Annotated in this window: 13 protein-coding genes and 1 tRNA gene; 8 read left to right on the forward strand and 6 right to left on the reverse strand. The window is 29.8% G+C overall.

The window, feature by feature from the left end; translation table 11 throughout:
* Nucleotides 1–2: 2 nt before the first annotated feature.
* Genes folP through ACTTBI_RS00410 form a run of 4 tightly spaced genes read left to right on the forward strand, consistent with a single transcriptional unit; the run spans nt 3 to nt 4,492 of the window.
* Complete coding sequence (gene folP, locus ACTTBI_RS00395) at nt 3–1,055, forward strand: dihydropteroate synthase (protein ID WP_440652154.1); 1,053 nt, start codon at nt 3–5, stop codon at nt 1,053–1,055.
* Nucleotides 1,055–2,386: a phosphoglucosamine mutase gene (gene glmM, locus ACTTBI_RS00400; RefSeq protein ID WP_262590288.1), complete on the forward strand. Its 1,332-nt coding sequence runs from the start codon at nt 1,055–1,057 to the stop codon at nt 2,384–2,386. Before folP ends, glmM begins: the two co-directional genes overlap by 1 nt.
* Before the next feature lies 1 nt (nt 2,387).
* The gene (thiD, locus tag ACTTBI_RS00405) at nt 2,388–3,200 is read left to right on the forward strand and encodes a bifunctional hydroxymethylpyrimidine kinase/phosphomethylpyrimidine kinase (RefSeq protein WP_440614001.1); all 813 of its coding nucleotides are present in this window, start codon (nt 2,388–2,390) and stop codon (nt 3,198–3,200) included.
* On the forward strand, nt 3,200–4,492 hold the full coding sequence (locus tag ACTTBI_RS00410; protein WP_440652155.1) for an adenylosuccinate synthase: 1,293 nt from the start codon (nt 3,200–3,202) through the stop codon (nt 4,490–4,492). Before thiD ends, ACTTBI_RS00410 begins: the two co-directional genes overlap by 1 nt.
* Here the strand turns inward: ACTTBI_RS00410 and rpoH are convergent.
* Nucleotides 4,489–5,370: an RNA polymerase sigma factor RpoH gene (gene rpoH, locus ACTTBI_RS00415; RefSeq protein WP_440652757.1), complete on the reverse strand. Its 882-nt coding sequence runs from the start codon at nt 5,368–5,370 to the stop codon at nt 4,489–4,491. The two genes, ACTTBI_RS00410 and rpoH, sit on opposite strands and share 4 nt — an antisense overlap.
* A gap of 53 nt (nt 5,371–5,423) precedes the next feature.
* On the reverse strand, nt 5,424–6,404 hold the full coding sequence (locus tag ACTTBI_RS00420) for an RluA family pseudouridine synthase (protein ID WP_440652156.1): 981 nt from the start codon (nt 6,402–6,404) through the stop codon (nt 5,424–5,426).
* Nucleotides 6,405–6,427: 23 nt separating this feature from the next.
* Between ACTTBI_RS00420 and ACTTBI_RS00425 the strand changes: the two genes are divergently transcribed.
* Nucleotides 6,428–6,504, forward strand: a tRNA-Arg gene (locus tag ACTTBI_RS00425).
* 1 nt (nt 6,505) lies between these two features.
* Here ACTTBI_RS00425 and ACTTBI_RS00430 read toward each other — a convergent pair.
* From ACTTBI_RS00430 to ACTTBI_RS00440, 3 genes are read right to left on the reverse strand one after another with little or no spacing between them, the layout of a single operon-like run.
* The gene (locus ACTTBI_RS00430) at nt 6,506–7,297 is read right to left on the reverse strand and encodes an ABC transporter permease (protein WP_440614004.1); all 792 of its coding nucleotides are present in this window, start codon (nt 7,295–7,297) and stop codon (nt 6,506–6,508) included.
* Complete coding sequence (locus ACTTBI_RS00435; RefSeq protein ID WP_440614005.1) at nt 7,294–8,022, reverse strand: ABC transporter ATP-binding protein; 729 nt, start codon at nt 8,020–8,022, stop codon at nt 7,294–7,296. The genes ACTTBI_RS00430 and ACTTBI_RS00435 overlap by 4 nt, the downstream gene beginning before the upstream one ends.
* The gene (locus ACTTBI_RS00440) at nt 8,019–8,954 is read right to left on the reverse strand and encodes an L-threonylcarbamoyladenylate synthase (RefSeq protein WP_440651845.1); all 936 of its coding nucleotides are present in this window, start codon (nt 8,952–8,954) and stop codon (nt 8,019–8,021) included. The genes ACTTBI_RS00435 and ACTTBI_RS00440 overlap by 4 nt, the downstream gene beginning before the upstream one ends.
* A 20-nt stretch (nt 8,955–8,974) precedes the next feature.
* Here ACTTBI_RS00440 and ACTTBI_RS00445 point away from each other — a divergent pair, with 20 nt between their 5' ends.
* Genes ACTTBI_RS00445 through dxs form a run of 3 tightly spaced genes read left to right on the forward strand, consistent with a single transcriptional unit; the run spans nt 8,975 to nt 11,993 of the window.
* Nucleotides 8,975–9,211: an exonuclease VII small subunit gene (locus ACTTBI_RS00445; protein WP_262590296.1), complete on the forward strand. Its 237-nt coding sequence runs from the start codon at nt 8,975–8,977 to the stop codon at nt 9,209–9,211.
* Nucleotides 9,208–10,080, forward strand: a complete 873-nt coding sequence (locus ACTTBI_RS00450; RefSeq protein WP_440618078.1) for a polyprenyl synthetase family protein — start codon at nt 9,208–9,210, stop codon at nt 10,078–10,080. The genes ACTTBI_RS00445 and ACTTBI_RS00450 overlap by 4 nt, the downstream gene beginning before the upstream one ends.
* Nucleotides 10,077–11,993: a 1-deoxy-D-xylulose-5-phosphate synthase gene (gene dxs, locus ACTTBI_RS00455; protein ID WP_440652157.1), complete on the forward strand. Its 1,917-nt coding sequence runs from the start codon at nt 10,077–10,079 to the stop codon at nt 11,991–11,993. Before ACTTBI_RS00450 ends, dxs begins: the two co-directional genes overlap by 4 nt.
* Nucleotides 11,994–11,997: 4 nt before the next feature.
* On the opposite strand, the gene aroC is transcribed toward dxs, so the two are convergent.
* A complete protein-coding gene (gene aroC / locus ACTTBI_RS00460) occupies nt 11,998–13,080 on the reverse strand; it encodes a chorismate synthase (RefSeq protein WP_440652158.1) in 1,083 nt (360 codons plus the stop codon).
* Between the last annotated feature and the right edge of the window lie 21 nt (nt 13,081–13,101).

Genomic DNA, 13,101 nt, shown 5'->3' on the forward strand with positions numbered 1-13,101 from the left:
TAATGCAAAGATATTACACAAGAGCGTGTAATTTCTATTATGGTAATCAATCAAAAATTTTAGTAAGTAAAAAAAAAGCCATACCATTACATCAAATTAAGGAAATATCGTTTGATCATATTGAAATAATAACTAGAAAATCAAAGAAAAAAATTTCAATTAATCAAATAAAATATTTACCAAATGATTTAAAGAAAAAAGTTAATTTAGATTTAAAAAAAATTAAAACTAAAAAAAAAAATTTTTCTAACTTAGAATTTAAAAAAGTTCCAAATATACTAGGTGTCTTAAATCTTACCCCAGATAGTTTTTCTGATGGAGGAAAATTTAATACAAAACAAAGAGGAATAAGTCATGCTTTTAAACTATATAACGATGGCGCTGATTTAATCGATGTTGGAGGAGAGTCAACAAGACCAGGTTCAAAGACAGTAAATAAAGAAGATGAATGGAAAAGAATTAATGAAATCTTAAAATCTATTGTAAAAAAAATTCCGATTTCTTTGGATACTAGAAAATCTGATATAATGAAAAAAGGAATTAAATTAGGTGTAAAACTAATTAATGATGTTTCAGGCTTAAGTTTTGATACAGAAACATTAAACGTATTAAAAAAAAATAAAGTTCCTTTTGTCATTCAGCACACGCTTGGAACACCAGAAAATATGCAAAAAAATCCAAAATATAATAATGAATTACTAGATATTTATGATTTTTTTGAGGAGAAAATAAAACTTCTAAGGTCTAAAGGTATTAAACATAACAATATAATTTTAGACCCTGGAATCGGGTTTGGAAAAAAACTGAAACATAATATGAATTTAATCAGAAGTGTTTCTATTTTTCATTCATTAGGATTTCCTATACTTGTAGGAAATTCTAGAAAAAGATTTATTAGAGATATTTCCAAAAAAAATGATAGCTTTACTAGAATTGGAGGAACAATATCGTCATCATTATATTTGATGACACAAGGAGTTCAGATTTTAAGAATTCATGATGTTAATGAAGTTATGCAAGCAATTAAAGTTTTTAAAGAGATAACAAATAAATAATGGCAAAAAAATATTTTGGAACAGATGGAATAAGAGGAGCTATTAATAGTAAAAATATTAATGGAGATATGTTTTTTAAGTTTGGACTAGCTAGTGGTACATATTTTAAATCCCAAAAGAAAAAAAAACAAACAGCAATAATAGCAAAAGATACAAGATTGTCAGGATATACACTTGAACCTGCGCTTGTTTCTGGTTTGGCTTCTGCTGGCATGCATGTTTACACATTGGGTCCTTTACCAACCAATGGATTAGCTATGCTTACAAAAGAAATGAAGGCTAATATGGGTATTATGATTACAGCTTCTCATAATCCTCATTATGACAATGGATTAAAATTATTTGGTCCTGATGGAATGAAATTATCAGATAAAATAGAAAAAAAAATAGAAGCTCTTATAGATAAAAAAATATCAAATAACCTTTCCAGTCCTGAAAAGTTAGGAAGAGTTAAAAGATTAGAAACAGGTACTAAACAATATATTAAAATATTAAAAAAAAATTTCACAAAAGAGTTCAATTTAAGAGGATTAAGAATTGTTATAGATTGTGCCAATGGTGCTGGTTATAAAGCAGGGCCTGAGTTATTAAAATCATTAGGCGCTAAAGTTATAGCAATAGGTGTAAACCCAAATGGTTTAAACATTAATAAAGATTGTGGCTCAACTTTTCCAAGAAAAATTAGAACAGCTGTAAAAAAATATAAAGCTCATATTGGCATTTCTTTAGATGGAGATGCTGATAGAATTATAATGTGCGATGAAAAAGGTAACATTGTAGATGGTGATCAAATAATAGCTGCTTTAGCTGCAAGATGGAAAAATAAAAAAATGCTAAAAGGTGGTGTTGTTGGAACTCTAATGTCGAATTATGGATTGGAAAAATATTTAAAATCTAAAAGAATAAAATTTTTAAGAGCTAATGTAGGCGATAGATATGTTAAAGAAAAAATGCAAAAATATAAATTTAATTTAGGTGGTGAACAATCAGGACATATTATTTTAGGTAAATTTGCAACAACTGGAGACGGGTTGCTTGTAGCTTTAGAAGTTCTTTTTGCTCTGAGAAAAGGTAAAAAAACGAGTGAATTTTTTCAGAGTTTTAAGAAAACTCCTCAATTATTAGAAAATATAACTGTTAAAGATAAAAATATTATTAATAAACCTGAAATAAAAAAAGTTATAAAACTCGCAGAAAAATTAATTCATGGTAAGGGAAGAGTTTTAGTTAGAAAATCGGGAACAGAAGCTAAAATTAGAGTGATGGCAGAAAGTGATAATAAAATACTTTTATCCAGATGTGTAAACATGATATCCAAAAAAATAAAATAAATTGAAACCAAATTCGAAAATTTTAATTATTGCGGGTTCAGATTCATCTGGTGGGGCTGGTATACAAGCTGATATTAAAACTGTTACAGCTCTAGGTTCTTATGCGATGACAGCTATAACTGCAGTTACAATTCAAAATACTACAGGTGTGAAATCAATAGTAGGCATCAATCCAAAAGAAATTTTCAATCAAATAGTTTTTACTTCAAAAGATATTAAGCCTGATGCAATCAAAATAGGAATGTTACACTCATCTAATGTTATCAAGATGGTAATTAAAGCATTAAATTTAATTAAAGTTAAAAGTATTATTTTAGACCCTGTCATGGTTGCAAAAGGTGGTGCCAAATTAATAGATAATAAAGCAATTAAGTTATTAAAATCGGAATTAATAAAAAAAGTTTCACTAGTTACCCCTAATATTCCTGAAGCTGAAATTTTGACTGAAACAAAAATCATATCTGTTGAAGATATGATTTACGCTGCAAATAAGCTTATGGAATTTGGAGCTAAAAATGTTCTTATTAAAGGTGGACATTCAAAAAATAAAATAGTTAAGGATGTTTTTGTTAATAAAAAAGATATTAAGATTTTTAATAGTACGCGTTATAAAACAAATAATACTCATGGTACAGGTTGTACTTTATCAAGTGCAGTCACTACATTTGTATCGTGTGGAAAACCAGCAAAGAAATCTTGTGAGCTTGGAATTAAGTATGTAAATTCAGCTATTAAAACAAACCCAAATTATGGAAGAGGTCATGGTCCAATTAACCATCTCACTTCTATAAAAGTAAATAAAAAATTTAATTAATGAAAAACATAGTTGTTGTTGGATCTCAATGGGGTGATGAAGGAAAAGGTAAGATTGTTGATTGGTTATCTGAACAGGCAGATGTAGTTATTAGATTTCAAGGTGGTCATAATGCCGGCCACACTCTTGTTATTGATGGCGTTACTTATAAGCTAAGATTACTTCCATCTGGCATTGTTAGAAAAGGTAAAATTTCAATAATTGGTAATGGTGTTGTTGTAGATCCTTGGGCCTTATTGGAAGAAATTGAAGAGATAAAATCTAAAGGTGTAGAAGTAGATGTAGATAACTTTATAATATCAGAATCCGCAAATCTGATTTTGCCTTTTCATAGAGAAATGGATGAAATTAGAGAAGACACAGCAGGAAAAAGTAAAATAGGAACTACCAGAAGAGGAATTGGCCCTGCTTATGAGGATAAAGTAGGAAGAAGATCAATAAGGGTTATGGATTTAAGATCAGAAAAAAATTTAGATCAAAGATTAGATTCTGTATTGATACATCATAATGCAATCAGAAAAGGACTTGGAAAAAAAATTTTTCAAAAAGATCATCTTAAATCTGATTTACTCAAAATTGCTCCTAAAATATTAAAATTTTCACAGCCTGTATGGCTTAAAATTGATCAATTTAAAAAGCAAAAAAAGAAAATTTTATTTGAAGGTGCCCAAGGTATTTTACTTGATGTAGATCATGGAACTTATCCTTTTGTAACTTCATCTAATACAGTTGCTTCGAGCGCAGCTACTGGAACAGGCTGTGGTCCTAATTCAATAAACTATGTTTTAGGAATTACAAAAGCTTATACAACAAGAGTAGGGGAAGGGCCTTTTCCAACAGAACTAACTGATGAAGTAGGTGAACTTTTGGGCACACGTGGAAAAGAATTTGGAACTGTTACAAGTAGAAAAAGGAGATGTGGGTGGTTTGATGGTGTTCTAGTAAGACAAACAATTAAAGTTTCAGGTATAGATGGTATAGCTTTAACAAAATTGGACGTTCTTGATGAATTAGATGAAATTAAAATGTGCATTGCTTATGAACTAGATGGAGAAAAATTAGATTATTTGCCTGCTGCTGTAGAGGATCAAATTAAAATAAAACCAATTTACAAATCTTTTCCAGGCTGGAAAGTATCTACTAGTGGAATTAAAAATATGGACTCATTACCTGATAATGCAAAAAAATATATTTTTGCAGTAGAAGATTTTATAGGTGCAAAAATATCAAGCGTCTCTACTAGTCCTGAAAGAGATGATACTATTTTAATTGAAAATCCTTTTGAAGCTTAATTTGCAGGTAATAAATTTTTAGATTTAGCAAGAAGTAGCATTTGTTTTTGAAGTTTTTCAAATGCTTTATTTTCTATTTGTCTAACTCTTTCTCTACTAATTTTATATTTTTTACTTAAATCTTCCAGGGTAGTTGGATCATCATTAAGTCTTCTTGAATACAATATCTCTCTTTCTCTATCATTAAGCACTTTAATAGAATCTTTTAATAAGTCTTTTCTTTGCTCCATTTCCTCATGTTGAGCAAATTTTAAATCATGATCAAGCTCTTTATCTACTAACCAGTCTTGCCATTCATCACCATCCTCTCCAACTTGAGCATTCAATGAAAACTCTTTTCCAGAAAGTCTTCTGTTCATTGAAACAACTTCTTCTTTACTCACATCAAGTTTGCTGGCAATATGGTTTACGTGTTCGTCCCTTAAATCACCTTCAGTTTCAGGGGATATCTGGTTTTTAATTTTTTTTAAATTAAAAAATAATTTTTTTTGAGCAGTTGTTGTTCCAATTTTTACAAGACTCCAAGATCTTAAAATATATTCTTGGATGGATGCTTTAATCCACCACATAGCATAAGTTGCTAATCTAAAACCTTTTTCAGGTTCAAATTTTTTAACAGCCTGCATCAAACCAACATTTCCTTCTGAAATCATTTCATTTATTGGCAGACCATAGCCTTTGTATCCCATAGCAATTTTTGCAACTAATCTTAAGTGACTAGTTACTAATTTTTCAGCAGCTTTAATATTTCCAGTTGTTTTCCAATTTTTGGCTAACATATATTCTTCTTCTGCGGCCAACATTGGGAATTTTTTAATCTGTTCTAAATATGCAGAAAGACCACCCTCATTGGATAGTGTAGGAAGATTGTTGTTCATAGTTGTGTTCATAGCAGAGTTTATTTAATTAATTATACTTAATTTTCAATAATTTATTCTTCAGTGTTTCTAAGCATTTTTAAAATATTATTTAGTTCTTGAGGCAAAATTGAGTTAAAAATCAGCTCTTTCTGAGTTCTAGGATGAACAAAGCCTAAAGTCTTTGCGTGTAGAAATTGTCTGTCTAAATTTGTAATTGAATTTTGAATGTCAAAATCAACGTTTTTTAATTTTTTATATTTTTTTTTATATTTGTCATCACCAACTAAACTATTTCCTTTATAGTTCATGTGCACTCTGATTTGATGAGTTCTGCCAGTTTCTAATTTGCATTCGACTAAACTTAATGTAGGTATTTTTTTATTTTCGAAAATTTCAATTGTTTTATAGTTTGTTACAGCTTTCTTACCCTTTGAACTGCTCACTTCCATAAGTTGTCTGTTTTTTGAACTACGAGTAATAAATGTTTCTATCCTACCAAAAGATGGTCTTAGCTTTCCCCATATTAAAAGTTGGTATTCTCTAATAATTGTGTGCTTACTGAATTGTTTTGATAAATTTTCATGGGTCTCATTATTTTTTGCCACAACAACTAAACCTGAAGTATTTTTATCAATTCTATGGACAATTCCTGGTCTTAATTCATCCCCAATAGTTGATAAAGATTCTTTATCGTAATGCATCAATGCATTTACAATTGTTTTGTCATAATTGCCTGCTCCAGGATGCATTATAATTCCTGAAGGTTTATCGATGACTAATAAATCAGAATCTTCATAAACAATATTTAATTTAAAATCATAAGGCTTTAGAGATGCAATCTCTGGTTCTGGAATCGTAAGATTTACAACATCACCAATCGAAACTTTTTTAGATGGACTTTTAATTATTTCATTATTTAGTTTTAATTTTTCTTTTAAAATTAAATTTTTAACTCTGGTTCTACTAATAATTTCGTCTCTTTTGTTAATTAATACATCTACTCTTAAATTCTTTTCTTCTTCTTCAACTATAAAATTAATGCTTTTTTCCATAAAATATAATATTAATACTAAATGCGCTTGTAGCTCAACTGGATAGAGCGCCAGATTTCGGCTCTGGAGGTTCAGGGTTCGACTCCTTGCAGGCGCACCATTTACTCTCCAATATTAATTAATGTCCCTTTTTCTCTAGCTTTATCAAACGAAAAATAAAAAGTTGCTATAGCAACTGTGAAATAAAATGCATTTAATGAAAGTGCGATACGAATATTTTCATAGCTAACAATTCCATTGACCAAGATATTTCTGGTTTCTTCAAATATATAAACTAATGGCAATGCGAAAGCTATTGATTGAAATATTTCAGGTAAAATTTCAACTGGATAATAGATACAGCCAAAAGGTGCCAATAAAAACATTGTAGACCATGCAATATTCTCAAAAGATGGCCCAAATCTTAGCAACCCAGCTGATACAAAAAGCCCCAAAGTAATTCCAAAAATGTACAAACTTAAAAAAAGAAAAGCTAATGGTAATCCCAAGTTTAATATAGATATGCCAAATAATGGTGAGGTTAAAAGTATCGCTGGAATTAATCCGATTAAAGCTCTTATTAAAGCGGTGATTACAAGTGCAGTAATTATTTCACTAATTTTCATTGGAGCAATAAATAAATTAGTAAAATTCCTACTCCAAATTTCTTCTAAAAATAACATATTAAAACCAATGCTTGTTCTAAAAAGAAAATCATAAAGAATTGCACAAGACAATATAACCCCAACAGCTCCACTATAGTATGAACTGTGTGCTGCAAAAAAATTGGAAATGAAACCCCAAAGAGTTATCTGTATGGAGGGCCAATATATTAAATCAAGTATTCTTGGGAACGATCTAGTAATTAAATAAAAATGCCTTAAAAATAATCCATATATTCTTGTAATATTCATTTATCTTTCCTAACAATTTCTAAAAAAACTTCTTCGAGGTTTTTTTGTCCATATTTTCTTATTAAATCTTCTGGAGTACCACTGTCTACGATAGTACCATCTTTCATCATCATAACAGAATTACATAATCTTTTTACTTCATCCATGTTATGAGAAGCCAGCAAAACAGATATTTTTTTTTCTTCTTTATACTTTTCTAAAAAGGTTCTAATAAAATCTGCTGTTTCGGGGTCTAGAGCAGCAGTTGGCTCATCTAACAAGAGCACAGTAGGATCATTAATTAATGCTTTCGCAAGACTGACCCTATTTTTTTGTCCTGATGACAGCTCTCCTGTAATTTTATCTAAAAGATCTCCCAATCTTAATTTTTCTGAGAGAAAATTAATTCTCTCATTCAAATTTTGAATATTATATAGTTTCCCATACACAATTAAATTTTGGTTTACTGTTAATTTTTTAGGCAATTCAATATAGGGAGAAATAAAATTCATTTTGTGTAGAATTGAAATCTTATTATTTTCAATATTTTTACCGTTAATTAATACTTGGCCATTTGTGGGTTTTAATAATCCTAGTATCATTCCGATTGTTGTTGTTTTTCCGCAACCATTTGGACCTAACAGTCCTACTATTTCATTTTCATTAATTTTAAAATTTATATTATTAACTGCATTTTTAGTCTTATATGATTTTGATAGATTTATGACTTCTATTGAGTTTTTCATTTGAAGTTTGATGCTCTCTTGAGTCTGTCGTTTATTGTTTTTCCAATTCCTTCATTTGGTATTTTTTCTACAGCTATTGATTTATATTTATCTTTTTTTATTTTCCTTAAAACACTATACAGATTTCTGGCAGCTTCATTTAAGTTACTTGTTTTGCTTAAATAATAAATATCTTTAGATATATTTTCTCTTTTTTTTAAGAGTACAAAAGCTTCATTTTTTTTGTTTTTTTTTGCATTCATTCTTAAAGGTAATCCTGGAGAATAGTGTAAAGGAAAAAGACCAGGAGAAATTTTATCTTTTGAATTTATATTAATTATTATTTTTTGATTCAAAGTTTTTTTAATCTTTGAAACACTCAATCCTCCATATCTTAGTAATCTAGGTTTATTTGTTATATTTAATATTGTAGACTCGACACCAATTTTACAAACACCACCATTCAAAATAAATTTTATTTTGTTGCCAAATTCATCTTTGACGTCTTCTGCTTTAACAGCACTTAATCTTGAAGAAATATTAGCACTTGGTGCTGCAACTGGATATTTTAAATTTTTGAGTAATTTTCTAAATAGAGGATGTTTTGGAAATCGTATAGCAACTGTTTTTTTATTATTAGTTACAAACTTAGATATTTTAGAATTTTTTTTGAGCTTCAATATATATGTTATTGGTCCTGGAGAAAATTTTTTATAAAGTTTAATAAAATTATCATTTATCTCGCAGTCTTCTGAAATTTTTTTTAAATTATAGTAGTGAACAATTAGTGGATTGTTAGTAGGTCTTCTTTTTAGGTTAAAAATTTTTTTAACAGCAGTGTCCGAGTATGCGTTGCCTGCGAGTCCGTAAACAGTTTCTGTTGGAACAGCTACACAATGACTTTTATCTAAGTAATTTTTCGCTTTTTTGATGTTTGATTGAATATTTTTCATGTAATAGTAATGATTAATATATGAAAGATAAAAATTTACCACTCGATTATGATAATAGAACGCTTGAAGAGTTAACAGATGAAGCAAATCAAATGATAAAGTCTTTAGAAGAAAAAGATGACCTAGACAATTCTGTAGAAAGCTATCAAGAGTTACTAAAATTAAATAATTTAATTGAAAAAAAATTTCAAAAAAATTTAAGATCTATTAGTGAAAATACAAATAAAAAAATTAAGGATATCATTAAGAGAAAGTGAAAAATCAACTTAATAAAATTGCAAAAGATACCAATTTATTCTTGAAAAAATATATTCAGGAACAAGAAAATTCCAAATTAATTTATGCAATGAAGTATGGATTATTTCCTGGAGGAAAAAAAATTAGATCTAAAATATTAATTGATATTGGATCGTTATTCTCAATTAACTATCACACATTAATTGCTATAGGCGCTGCTGTAGAATGTATTCATGCTTATTCTCTTATTCATGATGATTTACCATGCATGGATAATGATAATATGAGAAGAGGTAAACCATCAACTCATATTAAATTTGGTGAGTCGACAGCTGTCCTCGCTGGAAATTCATTATTAACAATGGCTTTTGAAATTTTAACTAGTTCCAAGATAAAGTTGAGGGACAAAATTAAAGTTAAATTAGTAGATAAACTTTCTATGTGTTCAGGACATTTGGGTATAGCGGGTGGTCAATATTTAGATTTAGATTTTGAAAAAAAGAAAGTTTCAAAAAAACAAATTATAGAAATGGAAATTAAAAAAACAGGAAAACTTTTTAGTTTTTGTTGTGCAGTACCAGCAATCATTAAGGAGAAAAGTCTAAAGGAAATAAAATTTTTTGAGAGTCTTGGTTCTGATATTGGTCTTCTTTTTCAAATAGCAGATGATTTAATAGATTTTAAAGGTAATTCTAAAATTGCTGGGAAGAGAACAAAAAAAGATCAAAAAAAAGGCAAAGCTACGCTTATAAGTTTGCTAGGTTATGATGCTTCAATCAAATATTGTGGTAAGATTATTTCAGATATTAATAGAAATTTAAAAATTTATGGTTCAAAATCAGAAAATTTAAACGATACATTAGAATTTATATTGAATAGAAATAAATGAAAAATAATTACAAGTTTTTAGATAATATTAACTTTCCATCCGATTTAAGAAAAGTTTCTGAAAATGATTTACAACAAGTAGCTGATGAAGTTAGAGAAGAGATGATCAGTGCAGTATCTAAAACTGGTGGACATTTAGGTGCAGGTCTAGGGGTTGTTGAGCTGACTGTAGCTCTGCACTATGTTTTTGACACACCTAATGATAGATTAATTTGGGATGTAGGACACCAAGCATACCCACATAAAATTTTAACAGGAAGAAAACAAAAAATTACAACCTTAAGACAAGGCAACGGTTTATCAGGTTTTACTAAAAGATCTGAGAGTGAGTATGACCCATTTGGTGCAGCTCATAGTTCCACATCTATATCATCTGCACTTGGCATGGCTGAAGCAAATAAATTAGAAAATAAATCTTCAAATGTAATAGCTGTTATTGGAGATGGCGCAATTAGTGCTGGTATGGCATACGAGGCTATGAATAACGCCGGCGCATCTAAAACTAAAATGATCGTTATATTAAATGATAATGATATGTCTATTGCAAAACCAGTAGGTGCAATGAGAACATATTTAGCAAAGTTATTTACTGGAAAAATCTATTTTAGCTTAAGAGAAACTTTAAAATTAATCACATCAGCTTTTTCAAAAAGATTTAGTGCTAAAGCTGGTAAGGCAGAAGATTTTTTTCGTTCTGCTGTCACCGGTGGAACACTATTTAGTTCACTTGGTTTTTATTATGCAGGACCAATAGATGGACATGATCTTTCCACACTTGTCCCTATTTTAAGAAATGCTAGAGACTCAAAGCATGAGGGTCCAATTATGATACATATTAAAACTCAAAAAGGAAAAGGATATTCTTATGCTGAAAAAGCTAGCGATCACTATCATGGAGTATCAAAATTTAATGTTGAAACTGGAGAACAACAAAAGAGTGGTTCTAATTTACCCACTTATACAAAAGTATTTGCAAATACACTTGTTAAACATGCAAAAAAAGACAGTAAGATTGTTGGAATAACTGCAGCAATGCCAGGTGGAACCGGTATGGATATCTTTGGCAAGGAATTTCCAAAAAGAATGTTTGACGTTGGTATAGCTGAACAGCATGCAGTTACTTTTGCTGCAGGTCTTGCAACAGAAGGGTATAAACCTTATGCCGCTATCTATTCTACCTTTCTTCAAAGAGCTTATGATCAAGTAGTGCATGATGTAGCAATACAGAGTCTACCTGTAAGATTTGCTATTGATAGAGCTGGATTAGTTGGCGCAGATGGATCAACGCACGCAGGGTCTTTTGATATCACTTATTTGTCAACTTTACCAAATTTTATCGTGATGGCAGCTAGTGATGAAGCTGAGTTAATAAAAATGATTAATACTTCGGTTGATATTAATGATAAACCCTGTGCAATAAGATATCCAAGAGGAACAGGGATTGGAGTTGAACTTCCTTCTATAGAGGAAAAAATAGAGATAGGTAAAGGAAAAATTATTCACCAAGGAACCCAGGTTTGTTTATTGAGTTTAGGAACTAGACTTGAGGAATGTAAAGTAGCTGCAGAAGAATTGAAAGCAAAAGGTATTTCAACAACAATTATAGATGCCAGATTTGCTAAACCCCTAGATGAAGATTTAATTTTGAAATCTGCAAGAGAACATGAATTAATGATTACAATTGAAGAAGGCTCTATTGGAGGGTTTGGATCCCATGTTAAAAATTTATTAACTGAAAAAGGAATATTTGATAAAGGTTTAAAATTTAGATCCATGACTCTTCCAGATGAATTCATAGAGCAAGATAATCCAAAAAAAATGTATGATATTGCTGGACTGAATAGTCCACAAATTACAAAAAAAGTTTTAGAAGTTTTATTTAATAAGGATTCAATTAGAGTGGTGAAAAACTAATTATTTATCTGCACTGAGCCTGATTCATTAGATAGTGGTCTAATAAAACACAATTCATCATAGCTTCTCCAACTGGAACAGCTCTTATTCCTACGCAAGGGTCATGTCTCCCTTTAACTGATATTGTCGTATTTTTTCCGAATTTATTAATCGTTTTTCTTGTAGTTAAAATTGAAGATGTAGGTTTAACCGCAAATGATGCTATTATTTCTTGCCCAGAAGAAATTCCGCCTAAGATCCCTCCTGCATTATTAGAGTTAAATTTTAATTTATTATTTTTTGATGATATTTCATCAGAGTTTTGCTCACCACTTAGTTGTGCTGAATTCATTCCAGCACCTACATTTACCCCTTTAACTGCATTAATACTCATAAAAGCTGATGCAATATCAGAATCTAATTTTGAATAAATAGGCGCACCAAGACCTGCAGGAATACCTCTTGCCCTAACCTCTATTACAGCTCCACATGATGACCCTGATTTTCTTACACCAAGTAAATATTTTTCCCATAATTTAATCATGGACTTATCTGGACAAAAGAATGGATTTTTTGAAATAATTTTATCATTCCATTGTAACGTATCACATCCTAAGATTCCTAATTGAGTTACAGCACCTATAACTTTAAATTTTTTTCCTAATTTTTTTTGAAGGACTAGTTTAGCTATAGCACCAGCCGCAACTCTTGAAGCTGTTTCTCTAGCTGAAGATCTTCCTCCACCTCTATAATCTCTAATTCCATATTTTTTGAAATAGGTAAAGTCCGCATGACCTGGTCTAAATTTATCTTTAATATTTCCGTAATCTTTAGATCTCATATCTTTATTATAAATAATTAGAGAAATTGGTGTGCCAGTAGTTTTTCCTTCAAATACACCTGAAAGTATTTGGACCTTATCATCTTCTTTTCTTTGTGTGGTAAATTTTGATTGTCCAGGTTTTCTTTTGTCTAATTCTAATTGAATATCTTTTTCATCTAGATTTATGTTTGGAGGACAACCGTCAACTATACAGCCAATAGCAGGACCGTGAGATTCACCCCAAGTTGTGAAACGAAATAGCTTTCCAAAAGTGTTAAATGACATTATTTATATTATATAGATTAT

Origin of the sequence: Candidatus Pelagibacter sp. HIMB1542, from assembly GCF_052047835.1 — a bacterium.
Taxonomy (GTDB): Bacteria; Pseudomonadota; Alphaproteobacteria; order Pelagibacterales; family Pelagibacteraceae; genus Pelagibacter.

What these genes read in the sequence shown, in the direction of transcription:
- rpoH (WP_440652757.1), bottom strand. Translation starts at nt 5,370, where the DNA reads ATGAACAACAATCTTCCTACACTATCCAATGAGGGTGGTCTTTCTGCA.
- ACTTBI_RS00420 (WP_440652156.1), bottom strand. Translation starts at nt 6,404, where the DNA reads ATGGAAAAAAGCATTAATTTTATAGTTGAAGAAGAAGAAAAGAATTTA.
- folP (WP_440652154.1), top strand. Translation starts at nt 3, where the DNA reads ATGCAAAGATATTACACAAGAGCGTGTAATTTCTATTATGGTAATCAA.
- ACTTBI_RS00410 (WP_440652155.1), top strand. Translation starts at nt 3,200, where the DNA reads ATGAAAAACATAGTTGTTGTTGGATCTCAATGGGGTGATGAAGGAAAA.
- ACTTBI_RS00445 (WP_262590296.1), top strand. Translation starts at nt 8,975, where the DNA reads ATGAAAGATAAAAATTTACCACTCGATTATGATAATAGAACGCTTGAA.
- ACTTBI_RS00435 (WP_440614005.1), bottom strand. Translation starts at nt 8,022, where the DNA reads ATGAAAAACTCAATAGAAGTCATAAATCTATCAAAATCATATAAGACT.
- ACTTBI_RS00430 (WP_440614004.1), bottom strand. Translation starts at nt 7,297, where the DNA reads ATGAATATTACAAGAATATATGGATTATTTTTAAGGCATTTTTATTTA.
- glmM (WP_262590288.1), top strand. Translation starts at nt 1,055, where the DNA reads ATGGCAAAAAAATATTTTGGAACAGATGGAATAAGAGGAGCTATTAAT.
- ACTTBI_RS00440 (WP_440651845.1), bottom strand. Translation starts at nt 8,954, where the DNA reads ATGAAAAATATTCAATCAAACATCAAAAAAGCGAAAAATTACTTAGAT.
- aroC (WP_440652158.1), bottom strand. Translation starts at nt 13,080, where the DNA reads ATGTCATTTAACACTTTTGGAAAGCTATTTCGTTTCACAACTTGGGGT.
- dxs (WP_440652157.1), top strand. Translation starts at nt 10,077, where the DNA reads ATGAAAAATAATTACAAGTTTTTAGATAATATTAACTTTCCATCCGAT.